This window comes from Streptomyces sp. NPDC030143, from assembly GCF_055573695.1.
In genome coordinates this window covers 257,756-273,419 of the sequence record NZ_JBVIAY010000008.1, presented here as the reverse complement: position 1 = coordinate 273,419, position 15,664 = coordinate 257,756, and the positions used below count along the sequence as shown (strand labels likewise).

General features: G+C 71.5%; 19 protein-coding genes and 2 pseudogenes. 11 read left to right on the top strand and 10 right to left on the bottom strand.

Annotated features, from left to right (window positions below):
- A complete protein-coding gene (locus ACZ4YY_RS17190; RefSeq protein WP_468290106.1) occupies positions 1 to 246 on the top strand; it encodes a hypothetical protein in 246 nt (81 codons plus the stop codon).
- 176 nt (positions 247 to 422) lie between these two features.
- Here ACZ4YY_RS17190 and ACZ4YY_RS17185 read toward each other — a convergent pair whose 3' ends face one another.
- Complete coding sequence (locus ACZ4YY_RS17185) at positions 423 to 1,070, bottom strand: hypothetical protein (protein WP_468290104.1); 648 nt, start codon at positions 1,068 to 1,070, stop codon at positions 423 to 425.
- A 39-nt stretch (positions 1,071 to 1,109) separates the two neighbouring features.
- Positions 1,110 to 1,700, bottom strand: coding sequence for a hypothetical protein (locus tag ACZ4YY_RS17180; protein WP_468290102.1), 591 nt, complete (start codon positions 1,698 to 1,700; stop codon positions 1,110 to 1,112).
- Here ACZ4YY_RS17180 and ACZ4YY_RS17175 point away from each other — a divergent pair.
- The 4 genes from ACZ4YY_RS17175 (at position 1,677) to ACZ4YY_RS17160 (ending at position 5,910) form a co-directional block, all read left to right on the top strand.
- On the top strand, positions 1,677 to 2,771 hold the full coding sequence (locus ACZ4YY_RS17175) for a hypothetical protein (RefSeq protein ID WP_468290099.1): 1,095 nt from the start codon (positions 1,677 to 1,679) through the stop codon (positions 2,769 to 2,771). The genes ACZ4YY_RS17180 and ACZ4YY_RS17175 overlap by 24 nt on opposite strands.
- A gap of 36 nt (positions 2,772 to 2,807) precedes the next feature.
- Positions 2,808 to 3,044 (top strand): DUF6406 domain-containing protein, encoded by a 237-nt coding sequence (locus ACZ4YY_RS17170; RefSeq protein ID WP_468290096.1) that lies wholly within the window; start codon positions 2,808 to 2,810, stop codon positions 3,042 to 3,044.
- Positions 3,045 to 3,465: 421 nt separating this feature from the next.
- Positions 3,466 to 4,587: a sugar ABC transporter substrate-binding protein gene (locus ACZ4YY_RS17165; RefSeq protein ID WP_468290093.1), complete on the top strand. Its 1,122-nt coding sequence runs from the start codon at positions 3,466 to 3,468 to the stop codon at positions 4,585 to 4,587.
- Between the two features lie 261 nt (positions 4,588 to 4,848).
- Entirely contained in the window at positions 4,849 to 5,910 is a 1,062-nt protein-coding gene (locus tag ACZ4YY_RS17160) for a helix-turn-helix transcriptional regulator (protein ID WP_468290090.1), read from the top strand.
- On the opposite strand, the gene ACZ4YY_RS17155 is transcribed toward ACZ4YY_RS17160, so the two are convergent.
- Positions 5,897 to 6,907, bottom strand: a complete 1,011-nt coding sequence (locus tag ACZ4YY_RS17155) for a helix-turn-helix transcriptional regulator (protein ID WP_468290087.1) — start codon at positions 6,905 to 6,907, stop codon at positions 5,897 to 5,899. The genes ACZ4YY_RS17160 and ACZ4YY_RS17155 overlap by 14 nt on opposite strands.
- Before the next feature lie 325 nt (positions 6,908 to 7,232).
- Here ACZ4YY_RS17155 and ACZ4YY_RS17150 point away from each other — a divergent pair, with 325 nt between their 5' ends.
- Entirely contained in the window at positions 7,233 to 7,571 is a 339-nt protein-coding gene (locus ACZ4YY_RS17150; RefSeq protein ID WP_468290085.1) for a hypothetical protein, read from the top strand.
- 163 nt (positions 7,572 to 7,734) lie between these two features.
- Here ACZ4YY_RS17150 and ACZ4YY_RS17145 read toward each other — a convergent pair whose 3' ends face one another.
- Positions 7,735 to 8,148, bottom strand: a complete 414-nt coding sequence (locus ACZ4YY_RS17145; protein WP_468290082.1) for a TIGR03618 family F420-dependent PPOX class oxidoreductase — start codon at positions 8,146 to 8,148, stop codon at positions 7,735 to 7,737.
- 134 nt (positions 8,149 to 8,282) lie between these two features.
- On the opposite strand from ACZ4YY_RS17145, the gene clpB reads away from it, so the two are divergent.
- A complete protein-coding gene (gene clpB / locus ACZ4YY_RS17140; protein ID WP_468290080.1) occupies positions 8,283 to 10,880 on the top strand; it encodes an ATP-dependent chaperone ClpB in 2,598 nt (865 codons plus the stop codon).
- 75 nt (positions 10,881 to 10,955) lie between these two features.
- Here clpB and ACZ4YY_RS17135 read toward each other — a convergent pair whose 3' ends face one another.
- Positions 10,956 to 11,393 carry a hypothetical protein gene (locus ACZ4YY_RS17135; protein WP_468290077.1) on the bottom strand — a complete coding sequence of 146 codons (438 nt, stop codon included), beginning with the start codon at positions 11,391 to 11,393 and terminating at the stop codon, positions 10,956 to 10,958.
- A 196-nt stretch (positions 11,394 to 11,589) separates the two neighbouring features.
- On the opposite strand from ACZ4YY_RS17135, the gene ACZ4YY_RS17130 reads away from it, so the two are divergent.
- From ACZ4YY_RS17130 to ACZ4YY_RS17120, 3 genes are all read left to right on the top strand, one after another.
- Entirely contained in the window at positions 11,590 to 12,120 is a 531-nt protein-coding gene (locus ACZ4YY_RS17130; protein WP_468290074.1) for a YbjN domain-containing protein, read from the top strand.
- Positions 12,121 to 12,270: 150 nt separating this feature from the next.
- Positions 12,271 to 12,729: a hypothetical protein gene (locus tag ACZ4YY_RS17125; RefSeq protein WP_468290073.1), complete on the top strand. Its 459-nt coding sequence runs from the start codon at positions 12,271 to 12,273 to the stop codon at positions 12,727 to 12,729.
- A complete protein-coding gene (locus tag ACZ4YY_RS17120) occupies positions 12,726 to 13,058 on the top strand; it encodes a winged helix-turn-helix domain-containing protein (RefSeq protein ID WP_468290070.1) in 333 nt (110 codons plus the stop codon). Before ACZ4YY_RS17125 ends, ACZ4YY_RS17120 begins: the two co-directional genes overlap by 4 nt.
- Before the next feature lie 14 nt (positions 13,059 to 13,072).
- On the opposite strand, the pseudogene ACZ4YY_RS17115 reads toward ACZ4YY_RS17120, so the two are convergent.
- The 4 genes and pseudogenes from ACZ4YY_RS17115 to ACZ4YY_RS17100 all read right to left on the bottom strand — a co-directional run.
- Positions 13,073 to 13,498, bottom strand: a pseudogene (locus ACZ4YY_RS17115) (aminotransferase); the annotation flags it as partial.
- 147 nt (positions 13,499 to 13,645) lie between these two features.
- On the bottom strand, positions 13,646 to 13,906 hold the full coding sequence (locus tag ACZ4YY_RS17110) for a Txe/YoeB family addiction module toxin (protein ID WP_468290068.1): 261 nt from the start codon (positions 13,904 to 13,906) through the stop codon (positions 13,646 to 13,648).
- An 11-nt stretch (positions 13,907 to 13,917) separates the two neighbouring features.
- Entirely contained in the window at positions 13,918 to 14,175 is a 258-nt protein-coding gene (locus ACZ4YY_RS17105; RefSeq protein WP_307164531.1) for a type II toxin-antitoxin system Phd/YefM family antitoxin, read from the bottom strand.
- Positions 14,176 to 14,269: 94 nt separating this feature from the next.
- Positions 14,270 to 14,708: pseudogene (locus tag ACZ4YY_RS17100) on the bottom strand (aminotransferase class I/II-fold pyridoxal phosphate-dependent enzyme); the annotation flags it as partial.
- 128 nt (positions 14,709 to 14,836) lie between these two features.
- Between ACZ4YY_RS17100 and ACZ4YY_RS17095 the strand changes: the two are divergent.
- On the top strand, positions 14,837 to 15,391 hold the full coding sequence (locus tag ACZ4YY_RS17095) for a Uma2 family endonuclease (RefSeq protein ID WP_468290064.1): 555 nt from the start codon (positions 14,837 to 14,839) through the stop codon (positions 15,389 to 15,391).
- Between the two features lie 75 nt (positions 15,392 to 15,466).
- On the opposite strand, the gene ACZ4YY_RS17090 is transcribed toward ACZ4YY_RS17095, so the two are convergent.
- Positions 15,467 to 15,622 carry a hypothetical protein gene (locus tag ACZ4YY_RS17090; protein WP_468290061.1) on the bottom strand — a complete coding sequence of 52 codons (156 nt, stop codon included), beginning with the start codon at positions 15,620 to 15,622 and terminating at the stop codon, positions 15,467 to 15,469.
- Positions 15,623 to 15,664: the final 42 nt, after the last annotated feature.

The following is a 15,664-nucleotide window of genomic DNA, read 5'->3' as shown; positions in this document are numbered from 1 at the left end:
ATGCAGCGTGGTGATCTCGCCTTCGAGGACTTCACCCTGGTGTACTTCCGCGCCACGCGGACGTATCCGGACGACTGGGTCGGCCACCCGGAGAACGCCGTGTGGTTCTGCGCCGACCACGTCTCGCTCGCGGACGGCCTGAGGGACCTGACCGCCGCGGAGGCCTTCGAGCGGATCCGCGCGAAGGTGGAAGCGACCGCGGAAGGCCGGGGCGGGAAGCCCGAGACCTCGGGACAGGAAGCCTGAGACCCTCCCGGGGCCGGGAAGCCGAGACCTGGGGACAGGAAGCCTGAGACCCCGGGGCCGGGAAGCCCGATACCTGGGGCAGGGAACCCGAGACGCGTGCGCGAGGGCCCGGAGGAACCTTTCCTCCGGGCCTTTTCGCCTCCCTGCGGGCTGAGGGGTCCTCGCGCCCTCGCCCGTCAGGGGGGCCAGTAGTCGCTCAGCACGCAGCCGTCGACCAGAGCCGGCTCGGTGCGGTAGCCGGACGGCGGGGAGAAGTCCGGGTCGCAGGTGAAGAAGACCAGCTCGGAGTGGGAGAGCGCCTCCCCCTGGTCGTCGCCGACCGGGACGACCGCGATGTTCTCGCCGATGGCGAACTTGTCGCCGCTCGCCTTGGCCGCGGTCTGGAACTTCCTCATGTCCGACACGGTCAGCAGGGCGATGGGATGCCGGGAGTCCTTGCAGACGGCGCGTTCCGCGATGCCCCAGGCCGGGTCCGACGCCTCCTCGGTCCCCCACGCCTCGGCCGTGCCGTCGTGCCCCCTGTCGTAGGCGTCGCCCGGCTCCACCTCCTTGCAACTGGTGTAGAGGTCGACGTACCGGGCGAGGGTGGCGGTGTCCGCCGCCTCGGGCAGGGCGCCGTCGAAGCCCTGCTCGGAGCTGCCGCCGCCGTCGGACGGCTTGCCGCCCGCGCCGTCGGCCGATCCGGTGGGGCGGAGCCAGTCCGGCGTGGCGAGGGCCTTGTCGGCGCCCTCCGTGCCGCTGCCGCCGGTGTCGTCGTCGCACCCCGTCAGCGTCGCCAACGCGACGACGGCGACGCCCACCGTGAGTGCTCGCTTGATGCGCATGATGTCCGTTCTCCTGCTGCCGATCCGACCGGGCGGACCCTACCTGGCGTCCTGGTCGGGGTGTTCGGGCCGGGGTACGGCCGAGAGCCACGGGTTCTGCCGTTGGGGCGCCGGCTGCCGGGGCGGGAGCGCGTGCGGCTGGGGCGAAGGCGCCGGCAGGGGCCGCGGGGCGGGGGCGGGCTCCGGGGCGGGGACCTCCTGCTGCGGCCCGGGAGCCGCCGCGGGGCCCGCGGGCGGAGCCGTCGGCGGCTCCGTGGCGTCCTGGAGGACGATGTGCGGGTTGCAGTCGCCGGCGTGCACCCGCACCGCGCCGGTCGGCTCCCGTTCCACCACCAGCAGGCCGAACTCGGCGAGCGCCTGGAGTTGGGTGGGTTCCAGGGCGTACTCGTAGACGCGCTGCCGGCCGAGGGCGTGGCTGGTGCTGTCGCTGTCGCCGGTGGTGCGGGTCGCCGCCTCGTTCGTACCGTGGGTGAGGCTGTCGGAGGTGCCGGTCGTCTCGCCGTGGCTGCCGCCCGAGTTGGCGGACCGTCCCGTGGACAGCGGGTTGAAACCGCCCTGGTCTCCGCCCACCACGCCGTCCACCCCCACGACCCCGCCGGCGGTGCCGTGCTCGTCGGCTGGGCACGGCACGCCGCGGACCGGCCGCTGGACGTGGTCGTCGGCGGCGGCGCGCTGCTGGGCGGCCCCACCCAGGAGGGCGCGGGGCCCGACGTCCTGCTGCGGCTGCCCGCCGGGGCACGCGGCACCCGGCAGGAGCCCGGAGCCGCGGCCGCCCTGTTCGGCGCCTTCCCCTGCTGGAGCGCCGTGGCGGTCGTGACGGACGGCCTGCTCGTCGACGACGCCCCGGGCCCGGCCTCTTCCGCGGCCGCCCGGCAGCGGCCCGCCCTCGAGGACTGTCTGCTCGGCGTGTGGCAGGAACCGTTCGCCTGGCTGGTGTTCGCCGAACCGGTCCCGGCCGCCGAACTCGACGAGCTGACCGGGCAGGTCTCCGACGACCGCCGTCGCGCGCAGTCCCGCGCGGACGGCTCGCCCGACCACGCCCTCGCCGCCGCCCGTCTGGAGCGCCGGCACAAGGAGCTGGCCAGGGCGTCGGCCACCGGCCTGTGGCGGATCCGGCTGCTGGCGGGCGGCCGGACGCCCGAGGAGGCGACCCGGGTCGCGGCGCTGCTGTGCGCGTCGGCGGACCTGGAGGGACTGCCGTACGCGCTCCGGCCGACCGGGCGGGTCGGGGACCTGGCCACCGCGCTCGGCGGCGTGCTGCCACCGCCCGAGAAATACCCCGTCCACGCTGGCTCCGACCTGCTGGCCGCGCTGGCCCGGCCGCCGGCGCAGGAGATACCCGGGGTGCGGTTCGCGCTGCGTCCCGAGTTCGACGTCTCCCCGGAGACCGCGGGCCGCCCGGCACCGGCCGGGGCCCCACCGGTGCGGCTCGGCGCGGTCCTCGACCGCAACCGCAGTCCCGTCGGCGACCTCGAACTGTCCCGCTCCACCCTCAACCGGCACACCTTCGTGTGCGGGGCCACCGGTGGCGGCAAGTCGCAGACGGTGCGCGGCCTGCTGGAGTCGGCCACGCACGCGGGCGGCAAGGTGTACCTGCGCAACCCGTGGAACACGGACCATGTCGAAGGGCTGGCCGAGGAGGACTTCATGGACGCGTTCCAGGCCCGTGGCAGTCGAGGCGATTACACCACCCTGTTCTAGAGAGGACGAAGGCGAGTGGCATTCGAGGAAGTAAGGGTGAACCGGGGCACGGTCGCCAGGGCCAGGAACGGAAGGATCGGTGGCAAGGGCAGCAGCCGGGCCACCGAGGAGCGTCCCGCCCAGGTGCAATTGTCCCTCATCCCGAAGGACGGGGAGTCCCGCGAGGTCGTGCTCGGTGAAGGAGAGACCTTCGAGCTGGGCGGCGACACCTACCAGGTCGTGGAGATCAAGCACCACACCTCCTGGACCGCCACCCTGCGCCTGGTCCCGTGACGACGAAGAGCACGGGAGGGCGTCTCGTGGCGATCGACTACCGCAGCGGCACCAACTGGGCCGCCGTCCTCCACCGGCTCCCGTAGGCGTCGACGGCCGGGTGGGGCCGGCCGTCGCCCCTCGGTCCGCCGGGGCCGGGGGCGTGCGGTTCGGCGTCGGGATGGCCGGAGCGGGGGTGGTCCGGCGTCGGGGTGGCCGGAAGCGTGTGGTGCGGCGGGCTCTCGGGGGCCCGTAGCGTGAAGGGTTCGTAGGGCGGTGTTCGCAGGGGTTCCGCTTCGTCTCCATGCGTCTTCACAGGTCGAGCGGAGCGTGATGTTGTTACTTCGTTAAGTAGTTCCGCTTGACGTCGGCGGGCGCTGCCGCGTTGTCTTTTCAGACACCTGGGTCACCATGTCGCACCCATGTCCGAAACGTACCTGAAGTGAGCTCCCGAATGCGTCGTATCGCCATAGCTGTGGTCGCCTCCACGATGACCCTCTCGCTCGCCGGATGCGGGATGCTGAGCGCGACGGAGGACGGCAGCGACGCGACCCCGACCAAGGGCAGCGACATCACCGTGGGCGTGCTGATGCCGGAGAAGACGAACACCCGGTACGAGGAGTTCGACTACCCCATCATCCAGGCGAAGGTCCGCTCCCTCACCCAGAACAAGGGCAGGACGGTGTACGCCAACGCGGGTTCCGAGGCGGACGTCCAGGCATCCCAGATGCAGAAGATGATCGACGACAAGGTCGACGTCATCCTGCTCGACGCGGTCGACTCGAAGTCCATCGCGGCCATGGTGCAGAAGGCCAAGGACGCCGCCATCCCGGTCATCGCCTACGACCGCCTGGCCCAGGGCCCGATCGACGCGTACGTCTCCTTCGACAACGAGCTCGTCGGCCAGGTGCAGGGCCGCTCCATCGTGGAGGCGCTCGGCTCGGCCGACACCAGCGACCAGATCGTCATGATGAACGGCTCGCCCACCGACCCGAACGCCGCGCAGTTCAAGCAGGGCGCCATGGAGGAGCTCAACGGTCAGGTGACGATCGCCGAGTCCTTCGACACCAAGGCCTGGAGCCCGGAGGTCGCCCAGGCCAACATGACCCAGGCGATCGAGAAGATCGGCAAGAAGAACCTCTCCGCCGTCTACTCCGCCAACGACGCCATGGCCGGCGGCATCATCAAGGCCCTGAAGGCGGCGGGCTTCGACAGCGGCGACCTGCCGCCGATCACCGGCCAGGACGCGGAACTGTCGGCGGTGCAGCGCATCGTCAGCGGCGAGCAGTACATGACCGTGTACAAGCCCTACCCGCAGGAGGCGGAGGCCGCCGCGGAGATGGCCGTCGCCAAGGTCCAGGGGCGGGACATCCAGTTCGACGCCCTCACCCGCGACAGCGTGGACAGCCCCACGAACAAGGGCATTCCGGCCCAGTTGGTGCCCGTGGTCGCGATGACGAAGACGAACATCAAGGACACCGTCGTCGCGGACGGCATCTACAAGGTGTCCGACATCTGCACCGCCAAGTACGAGGCCGCCTGCCGGGCCATCGGCCTGAAGTAGTCCCGCGAGGCGGTCACCGGGGGCACACGACGCACGTGCCCCCTTCCCACGCGTCCGGCGCGCGCCCCCGCCTTCCGCGCCCGCGGCGCACGTGTCGTCTTCGCGCACGTGCGCCCTTCGCGCACCCGTTCGCCCCGGGAGGAACCCGGGCGCACGGGGGGTTTTCCCGGGTCCTGGCGGGGGGAGCCGTGTTGCGGAGCCGGTCCGGGGCCGCGCATAGTTGCGCTGCGGAAGAGGCCGACAGCGGGGGTGGGATGGGCGATGGCCGGGCGCGGGACGCAGGAGCATCCACACGGCGCTGACCGACTGTGCGAGGCCGGGGACCGCGTGTACTCGCGGGCCGTGCGGCGGGGGCGGGTGTCGCGCCGGGACGCCGAGCCGGTTCCCTGTCTGCTGGAGCTCGCGCTGCTGCACCCGGACCCCGACGACATGGACTGGCTGGTGCCGACCTCCCCGCAGGAGGTGATGACCCGGCTGTTGCGGGGGCTGTACGACGAGGTCAGCGCGAGCCAGCGGCGGATGGGTTCGGCGGTGGCGGCCTTCGAGTGGTACGCCGGTCTCGGCGGCCCGGCGCCGGCCGGCGGCCCCGGCGAGGGCGCGGCGATCCGCGTCCTCGACGGCGACCTGCGCATCCAGGCCGCCCTGGACGAGGCGACGGACGCGTGCACGACCGAGGTGCTGACCGTGCAGCCCGGCGGCATCCGGCGCGAGCACGAACTGTCGGAGGGCCTGCACCGGGCGCTCGCCCTGCGCGGGCGGGGCGTGCGCATGCGGGACCTGTACAACCACGTGGCGCGGCACGGACAGGGCCTGCTCAACTACCTGGAGCTGATGGGGAACGCGGTCGAGGCGCGCACCCTCGACGAGGTCATCGACCGTCTGATCCTCTTCGACCGCACGGTGGCCTTCATCCCCGCCAACACCGAGCGCACGATGGCCCTGGAGCTGCGCCACCCGGCGCTGGTGGCCTATCTGGTGACGGTCTTCGAGCGCCTGTGGCGCCTGGCCGTCCCGCTGACGGCGCCGCTCCCGAAGACCCGGATCGAGGGTGTCTCGCACCGGGAGCAGTCGATCGCGGCGCTGCTGGCCGAGGGGCACCAGGACGCGGTCATCGCCGAACGTCTCGGCATCAGCGTCCGCACCTGCCGGGCCCATATCGCCCGGCTCTGCGAGACCCTCGGCGCGGCCAGCCGGACCCAACTGGGCGTGCGCATCGCCCAGGTGGGCCTGCACCGACCTCTGACGGGCGGTCCGGTCGGTGCGCCGGGGGCCGCGGGCGGCGCCGCGCAGGGGCGCGCAGGCGGCTCGGTCACTCCTGCCTGAGCAGCCCCGACTCCGCGATGAGGTAGCCCAGTTGCGCGCGGCTGCCGCTGCCGAGGAGGGCGGCCAGCTTGGCGATGTGGGCGCGGCAGGTGCGGACGTTCATGCCGAGGCGGCGGGCGATGGCCTCGTCGACGTGGCCCTCGACGAGGAGTTTGGCGATGGAGTGCTGGATGTCGGTGATGCCGCCGGCGGCGGTCTCGTAGGGGGCGCCGGCGCTCAGCGGAACCGCGCGGGCCCACATGAACTCGAAGACCTTGATGAGGTAGCGGACCAGGCCGGGGTGGCGCAGTTCGAGGGCGACCTGCTGGTCGTCGCGGGCGGGGATGAAGGCGACGCTCTCGTCGCAGACGATGAGGCGTTCCACCACCTCGTCGATGGTGCGGTACTCGGCCTTGCCGTTGGCGAGCTGGGCCACGTACCCCAGTTTCTCCGGACTGTAGCGGGCCGTGTGTTGATACAGCGTGCGTATGCGCACACCACGTTCGATCAGCGGGCGGTCGCGCTCCAGGCCCTGGACGAGGCTGTGCTCGGAGAAGCGGTCGTCGCTCGGCTGGATGGTGAGCATCTCGGTGCGGCACAGGGAGGTGGCCAGGTTGAGGGCCGCGTTGATGCGGGCGCCGCCCTCCAGCACGGTGATCGAGTGGTCGTTGCTCGCCGACTGGGCGCTCAGCGCGAGGAACGGCTCGAAGGCGTCCGCGAGTTCGACGGACATCCGCCGCCGCTCCGTGATCTCCAGCTCGATGGGGTGCAGCCGCTGTGCCAGGGCGACGCTCGGTGGAACCGGTCGCAGACAGTCCGCGTCATCCGGGTCGGGGAGGAGGAGGGCGAGCTCCACGAGACAGGGTGCCGACGCCACGTCCGCCCGGGCCACGCGGCCCGTTCGCAGGGCGTTGGCGTAAAGTCGGCCACCTTCCTCGCACAGCTCGGTCACCGCATGGGGATGCGTCACCTTAGTCCGATTTGCCACGAAATCTCCACCCCCCAGGGTCCTGAACATGCAGGAACATGATGCATCGATCGTGTGGCCATGACGTGCCCGAATGAGCCATCGTCTTATCCGACGGGGGAAGAGGAGACTTTCAAGTGAGGACGAAGCCGACCATGTGCCACAGAATGCTTCGCTCGGTGCTTGTTGCCACCCTCTCCGCCGTTGCGGTCCTCGGGGCGCTGAGTGGTCATTCCGACGCGGAGGACAGGGTAACGGCGGACAGTCACTGGCCGTCGGTCGTCCTGGCGGACAGCCACTGGCCGTCCGTGGTCGCCGACGAGGGTGACACCCGGGGCGTGCCGACTTCCACGGCGGACGAATCCGGAGTGCCGGCGTGACGACCCCACCCGACGACCGTTCCTTCCGGCGCGAGATGGCCACGGCCTACCGCTCCGGCTGGCACTTCATCGACCTGGTCACCGCCATCCCCCACAGCGGTGACTCGCTGATGGTGACCGTGTTCGGCGAGCCGGTCGTCGTCACGCGCGACGAGGACGACGACGTGCGGGCGTACCGGTGTCTGCGGCGGCCTCGGGGGGCGCCGCAGCCGGTCCGCTGTGCCATCCGGTACGGAATGATCTTCGTCAACCTCGACCAGCGCGACCACCGTCTGGAGGAGCCGACGAGCACGCCCGCTCCAAGGACCATTTCAGCCACCCCCCGCAGTGCCTGACGCGATTCCCCCGTCGTAACAGATCGCTCAGGTGCTTCCCCCCGCAGCGGCGTCACCGTGACCTGAACACGGTGACGCCGCTGCAGTTTGTGGCGACATTTCCGGCTACCGGCACTCTCGCGCGCGCGTGCGCGCTGGCTGGAAGCGGTCGGTGTGGATCCGGTCACCCCTTGCCCATCGCCCGTGTCAGTGTGATCTCGATCACCACCCGCGTCGGGTTGGGGCGCGGAGGGTGGCCGTAGCGCTCCGCGTAACGGCGCTCCGCCTCCGCGACCCGGTCGGGCTCCGCCCGGACGACGGCCCGTCCCTCCAGCGTGGCCCAGCGCCGTCCGTCCACCTGGCACACGGCCACCCGGGCCCCCGCCGCGCCCGCCGCCAGCACGTTGCGCACCTTCCTGCTCGCCCGGTCCGCGATCACCCGGGCCAGCCGTTCCCGCGGGTCGTACGTCACTCCGACCGGCACCACGTGCGGGCTGCCGTCCGGGCGGGGTGTCGTCAGGGTGCACAGGTGTCGTTCCCGCCAGAAGGCGAGGTACGGCGCGTCGGGGGCGCCCGGGTTCTGCGGGTATCCGGCCATGGTGCGCAACCTAACGGAACCGAACAGAATGCGGCCGCCCAGGACCCCGCGAGGCCCTTGAGTGGAATAGACTCAACTTTGTGTACGTTGTGCGAGTCAGTGCTGATGGCTGAAGCGAGGAGGAGACAGCGAACGTGGACGCAGAGCTGACCAACCGGAGCCGGGAAGCGATCCAGAGCGCCGGCAACCGCGCGGTGTCCGAGGGGCACCCCGACCTCACCCCGGCCCACCTGCTCCTCGCGCTGCTCCAGGGGCAGGAGAACGAGAACATCACGGACCTGCTCGCCGCCGTCGAGGCCGACCAGGCCGCCGTGCGGGCCGGCGCGGAGAAGGCGCTCGGGTCGCTTCCCAGTGTGGCCGGGTCCACCGTCGCGCCGCCGCAGCCCAACCGCGAGCTGCTCGCCGTGATCGCCGACGCGCAGGCGCGGGCCAGGGACCTCGGCGACGAGTACCTGTCCACCGAGCACCTGCTCATCGGCATCGCGGCCAAGGGCGGCCAGGCCGGCGAAGTGCTCACCCGGCAGGGGGCGAGCGCGAAGAAGCTGGTGGAGGCCTTCCGCAAGGCCCGCGGCGGCCGCCGGGTGACCACGGCCGACCCCGAGGGCCAGTACAAGGCGCTGGAGAAGTTCGGCACGGACTTCACCGCCGCGGCGCGGGAGGGCAAGCTCGACCCCGTCATCGGGCGCGACCAGGAGATCCGGCGGGTCGTGCAGGTGCTGTCCCGCCGCACCAAGAACAACCCGGTCCTCATCGGCGAGCCCGGCGTCGGCAAGACCGCCGTCGTGGAGGGCCTCGCCCAGCGGATCGTCAAGGGCGACGTGCCCGAGTCGCTGAAGGACAAGCGGCTCGTCGCGCTCGACCTGGGCGCGATGGTCGCGGGCGCGAAGTACCGGGGCGAGTTCGAGGAGCGGCTGAAGACCGTCCTCGCCGAGATCAAGAACTCCGACGGGCAGATCATCACCTTCATCGACGAGCTGCACACGGTCGTCGGCGCGGGCGCCGGCGGCGACTCGGCCATGGACGCCGGCAACATGCTCAAGCCGATGCTCGCGCGGGGTGAGCTGCGCATGGTCGGCGCCACCACGCTCGACGAGTACCGCGAGCGGATCGAGAAGGACCCGGCGCTGGAGCGCCGCTTCCAGCAGGTGCTGGTCGCCGAACCGACCGTCGAGGACAGCATCGCGATCCTGCGCGGCCTCAAGGGCCGCTACGAGGCACACCACAAGGTGCAGATCGCCGACAGCGCGCTGGTCGCGGCGGCCACCCTCTCCGACCGCTACATCACCTCCCGCTTCCTGCCCGACAAGGCCATCGACCTCGTCGACGAGGCCGCCTCCCGGCTGCGCATGGAGATCGACTCGTCCCCCGTGGAGATCGACGAACTCCAGCGCGCCGTCGACCGGTTGAGGATGGAGGAGCTGGCGCTCGCCAAGGAGACCGACCCGGCCTCCCGCGAGCGGCTGGAGAAGCTGCGCCGCGACCTCGCCGACAAGGAGGAGGAGCTGCGCGGCCTCAACGCCCGCTGGGAGAAGGAGAAGCAGTCCCTCAACCGCGTCGGTGAACTCAAGGAGAAGCTCGACGACCTGCGCGGCCAGGCCGAACGCGCCCAGCGCGACGGCGACTTCGACACCGCCAGCAAGCTGCTGTACGGCGAGATCCCGGCCCTGGAGCGCGACCTGGAGGCCGCGTCCGCCGCCGAGGAGGAGGCCGCGAAGGACACCATGGTCAAGGAGGAGGTCGGCTCGGACGACATCGCCGACGTCGTCGCCTCCTGGACCGGCATCCCCGCCGGCCGCCTGCTGGAGGGCGAGACGCAGAAGCTGCTGCGCATGGAGGACGAGATCGGCAGGCGCCTCATCGGCCAGACGGAGGCCGTCCGCGCGGTGAGCGACGCGGTACGCCGCTCCCGCGCCGGTATCGCCGACCCCGACCGTCCCACCGGGTCGTTCCTCTTCCTCGGCCCGACGGGCGTCGGCAAGACCGAACTGGCCAAGGCGCTCGCCGACTTCCTCTTCGACGACGAGCGGGCCATGGTCCGCATCGACATGTCGGAGTACGGCGAGAAGCACAGCGTGGCCCGGCTGGTCGGCGCCCCGCCCGGGTACGTCGGCTACGAGGAGGGCGGCCAGCTCACGGAGGCGGTGCGCAGGCGCCCGTACAGCGTCGTCCTCCTGGACGAGGTCGAGAAGGCCCACCCCGAGGTCTTCGACGTCCTGCTCCAGGTCCTCGACGACGGCCGGCTCACCGACGGCCAGGGCCGCACGGTCGACTTCCGCAACACGATCCTGGTCCTGACCTCCAACCTGGGCAGCCAGTTCCTGGTCGATCCGGTCTCCACCGAGGAGGAGAAGAAGGAGCAGGTCCTGGAGGTGGTCCGGACGTCCTTCAAGCCCGAGTTCCTCAACCGCCTCGACGACCTGGTGGTCTTCTCGGCGCTCGGCAAGGACGAGCTGGGCCGCATCGCGCGCCTCCAGATCGACCGCCTCGCCAAGCGGCTCGCCGAGCGGCGCCTCACCCTGGAGATCACCGACGCGGCCCTGGCCTGGCTCGCCGACGAGGGCAACGACCCGGCGTACGGCGCCCGGCCGCTGCGCCGCCTGGTGCAGACCTCCATCGGCGACCGCCTCGCCAAGGAGATTCTGGCCGGCGATGTCAAGGACGGCGACACGGTCCGGGTGGACACCTTCGGGGACGGACTCATCGTCGGCCCGGCCACGGGCAAGGAGCTCTGAGGGGTCCCTGCACTGTGAGGGCCTGAGGCCGCGCGGCCGAGGCGGGCGCGGTGCGAGGACCCCTGAGGCCCGCGCTCACGTCGTGAACGCCGAGAACCGCACCCGCGCGGTCTCGGCGTTCTCGTACGTCACGTCCAGGTCGACGTAGTGGGCGCCCGCCCCCGGGTGCCCGGTGACGTCCAGCTGGAGGCAGAGGTCCGCGCCCTCGGAACAGGTCCCCGCGCCGGGTGCCCCCGGCGCGGGCGCGTCCGGGTAGGTGGCCGTCAGCCAGTCCCGCACACCCTCGCGCGGCATCCGGAACCGGGCCACGTACTGGGTGTCCAGGAAGCTGCTGACCGTGCACCGGGCGTCCCGCGCGCCGGCCGGCAGGGCCGCCCCGCCGAAGGCCAGCGCCTCCGCGCACGGCGCCTCGGCCGGCCCGCGCTCGGCGCGGTCCCGCTCCTCCAGCCGGACGCCGGCCAGCACCAGGAGCCCGACCGCCACCAGCACCGTCAGCGCGAGCGCCGCCGCCACCGGACCCCACCCGGTCCGCCCCCGCGCGGGTGCCCCGCTTCGCCCGTTCGCCACACGATCCCCCTCCGCCCGTGACCGGCCCTTGGTGCAACAGGCCGGATCATGTCAGCTCAGGGCTGACAGGCCCCGGCGGGGCTTGCCACCCCCCTCCCCGCATGGGGGAGGATGGCAGGATCCGTACGAAGGGAAAATCACGGTGACCATCGACCCGTCCTCGATTCCGAACTTCGGGGGCCAGCCCGAGCCGCAGCCCCAGGGACCGGCCGGCCCCGTCGTTCCGGATCAGGACCTCGTGAAGCAGCTCCTCGACCAGATGGAGCTGAAGTACGTCGTCGACGACGAGGGTGACCTCGCGGCGCCGTGGGAGGAGTTCCGTACGTACTTCATGTTCCGCGGCGAGGGGGACCAGGCGGTCTACTCGGTGCGGACGTTCTACGACCGGCCCCACCAGATCGACGCCAAGCCGCAGGTGCTCGAGGCCATCGACGACTGGAACCGTCGCACCCTGTGGCCGAAGGTCTACACGCACACCCACGACGACGGCACCGTCCGCCTCATCGGCGAGGCGCAGCTGCTGATCGGCGGCGGGGTGAACATCGAGCTGTTCGTCTCCTCGACGGTGAGCTGGGTGCGCGCGGCCATCGAGTTCGACAAGTGGCTCGTGGAGCAGTTGGGCCTCGAGTCCGAGATCAACGAAGCGGAGAAGCCCGAGGAGGGCGACGAGTAGGGCGTTCGCCCCGTCGGCTGACGAGAGCCCGGCCAGGGCCGCGACCACCACGGTCGCGCGCCCGCGCCGGGCTCTTGCCGTTTCCGGGCGACTCCGCGCCTGCTCCTGAAACTACTTGCCAACCTGGAAAGTACTTGCCAAGATCGGAGCATGACCGAGAAGGAAGAACAGCAGGACGTCTCCGCCGCCGCGCAAGCGCTGCGCACCGCGCACACCGCCCGCGACGCCGCCGACCGCGCCGGGCGGGCCGTCCCGCGCCGCTACCTGGTCGCCCAGGGCGCGGCCTACCTCGTCGGCTTCACGGCGCTCGGCCTGTCCTTCGCCCACGAGCAGTGGTCGACGTGGCTGACGGGCCTCGGCGTCGCCGCGCTGGCCGCCTTCCTGGCGCTGGTGTGGGCCGGCCTGCGGCACGGCGGGACGGTGCCCTGGTTCCGGCGACGGCGCACCCGCCGCGACACCTGGACGCTGTGGCTGGCCCCCCTGCTCTCCTTGGGCGCCGGCGGCCTCGCCGCGATCCCCTACGGCGCCCCGGGCTGGCTCATCGCCTTCGGCGCGGGCGCCGCCCTGGAGCACTGGCTGCGCGCCGCCCTGCCGGGACGTCCGGCGTGAGCGGCGAGCCCCCGCCCGCCCTGGACCGGGAACTGCACCACCCCACCCGCCTGGCCCTGGTCGCCTACCTGTCCTCCTGCGCGGAGGCGGAGTTCGGCGTCCTGCGCGACTACCTGGGCGTCTCCGACTCGGTGACGAGCAAGACGGTCTCCGCCCTGGAGAAGCTCGAGTACGTGCGCGTACGCAAGGGCTACGTCGGCAAACGCCCCCGCACCTGGGTCTCCCTCACCCCCCGGGGCCGCCACGCCCTCGACACCCACCTGGCTGCCCTGGAAGCCATCGTCACGGCGGCCCGCAGAGCGGGCGCGGACCACGAGGGCCCCTCCTGACGGGAGCGGTCCCGTCACCCCGCCAGTGCCTTGAGGCGGCTCACCGCCTCCTGAAGCACGGCGGTCCGCTTGCGGAAGGCGAAACGGACGAAGGGGGTGCCGGCCTCGCGGTGGTCGTAGAAGACCACGTCGGGGACGGCGACCACGCCGGCGCGTTCCGGCAGGGAGCGGCAGAAGGCGAGGCCGTCGCTCTCACCCGGGGACGGACGTCGGTGGTGACGAAGTACGTGCCGGCGGGCCTAAGACGGAGAAACCGCCTCCGCCGGCCCCGCCGACAGCAGGTCCGGCTTGGCCCGCATGTCCGCGCGGAAGGCCTCGACGTACGCGTCGGGCAGCGCCGGGGCCTGGGCGACCGCGTACTGGAAGGGGCCCGAGGAGACGTACGTCAGGAACTGCCTGGCCGAGCGCACCGCCGCGACCAGGCCGGGGGCCGCCGTGACCCGGGGCTCCCCTGTGACGCTTCTCGCTTCCCGTGGGCGGTTCCCGGCGTCACGCCGTCCTGTTCACCCCACGGTGTCGCAGGACCGCCGAGCCTGCGCCGGGTGATGCTGGGGCCGACAGCGGCTGTGCCCGATCCCCGCGTCCTGTCAGCTCTCGTAGTGATAGCGGCACTGCGCGATCAGGACGCTGTCCTCGGTGGCCTTGTAGATCAGTCGGTGCTCGTCGTTGATGCGGCGGGACCAGTAGCCCTGGAACCCGTGCTTGAGCGGTTCCGGTTTGCCGATCCCCTCATTGCCGTTCCGGGCGATGTCCGCGATGAGTGTGTTGATGCGCTTCAGGACTTTCCGGTCCTGAAGCTGCCACCACAGGTAGTCCTCCCAGGCGCGAGAGGAGAAGGTGATCTTCAACTTCGTGGGCCTTATTCGTCGGTCGTCAGCTCGCGTACGGTGCCGCCACCGTTTTCCAGCTCGTCGATGGACGCGAGCAGACGCCGGGCGTTCGCCGGGCTCCGCAGCAGGTACGCCGTCTCCTTCAGCGACTCGTAGTCCTCAAGGGAGACGATGACGACCGGTTCATGCCCGGCCCGGGTGATGACGACCTCTTCACGGTCGTCGGTCACGGAGTTGAGTACCTCGGCGTACCGCGCGCGGGACTCGGAATAGGTCATGGTCTTCACAGTCGGCCCTCCTTTCACGTACAGGAAATTGTACGTGGACCCCTGTGGTGCGGCAAGGGCCGGAAGAGCCGGGACAGGTTCCGCAGGACAACGGTCAGTGCGCGAATGCCTTGCGGAGCCGTTCCGCCGCGTCCGTCAACACCTCGGTGCGTTTGCAGAACGCGAAGCGGACGAAGGGGGCGCCCTTCTCCCGGTGGGCGTAGAAGACCGCGTGGGGGATGGCCACCACGCCCGCGCGCTCCGGCAGGGCCCGGCAGAAGGCGAAGCCGTCGCTGTGGCCGAGGGGACGGACGCCGGTGGTGACGAAGTACGTGCCGGCGGGCCGAAGACGGAGAAACCGCCTCCGCCGGCCCCGCCGACAGCAGGTCCGGCTTGGCCCGCATGTCCGCGCGGAAGGCCTCGACGTACGCGTCGGGCAGCGCCGGGGCCTGGGCGACCGCGTACTGGAAGGGGCCCGAGGAGACGTACGTCAGGAACTGCCTGGCCGAGCGCACCGCCGCGACCAGGCCGGGGGCCGCCGCGACCCAGCCGACTCCGCGTTCACACGTCCGTTCGCGTGTCGCGAGGTGACCTGCCCGGACCGGGTTCACAGCCGTACCGCCGGGCTCGGTGACGCGGCACCGTCCGCCGTATCCTGACCACACACGGGAAGGAACCGTCCATGAGCGTCGACGCGATCGTGCACACCGAGTTCCCCAAGGGGTACACGGTCCTGTTCGGGGCCGACGGAAAGGTGATCACGACCCCGCAGAGCGAAGAGCACTCCAGCACCATCAGGTCGATGCAGATCGACTCCGCTCTCGCCCTCGGCCGTCACGCGAAGGTCATCTCCGACGTCTGCATCGACTTCCCCGCCGACGAGAACTCCGCCCCCGACCTCGCGATATTGCGCGAGGACGCACGCAGGCAAGGCAAGCGCTACAGCTTCGAGGACGTCCTGCTGATCTCCGAGGTCGTTTCGACCTCCTCCGCGCGCAAGGACTACGACGACTGCACAGCCAAGTACGGCCGCTACGGCATCCCGATCTACCTGGTCGTCGACCCGTACGCCCAGGAAGTCGTCCTTCACACCCAGCCGACCGCCACCGGTTACATCGCCGCACACACCCACAAGTACGGCACGGGCAAGCTCCCCATCCCCCTGGCCGACGGCCGCACCTTCACCCTCGACCTCGACGAACTCCCGCGCCCGGAGCCCGAGGCAGACGCCCGCTGACGAAGGACTCCCCGTGCGGCGGTGCGTGGCGGCTCGGGGCAGCCGTGTACGTGTGGCCGGTACGCCGGTCGGCTGTCATGCGGTCGGCGACTTGAGCCGAGCGGCCGCCTCCTCCAGCACCTCCGTCCGCTTGCAGAAGGCGAACCGCACGAAGGGCGCGCCCTGCTCGCGGCGGTGGCCGGTGGCGCTCTGACGCGCGGCCGTCGTGCACAACTCTCCGAGCGCTCTCACGGGCTACCCCTGTACCTGGAGGTGGCAGGGGCGCCACCTGGT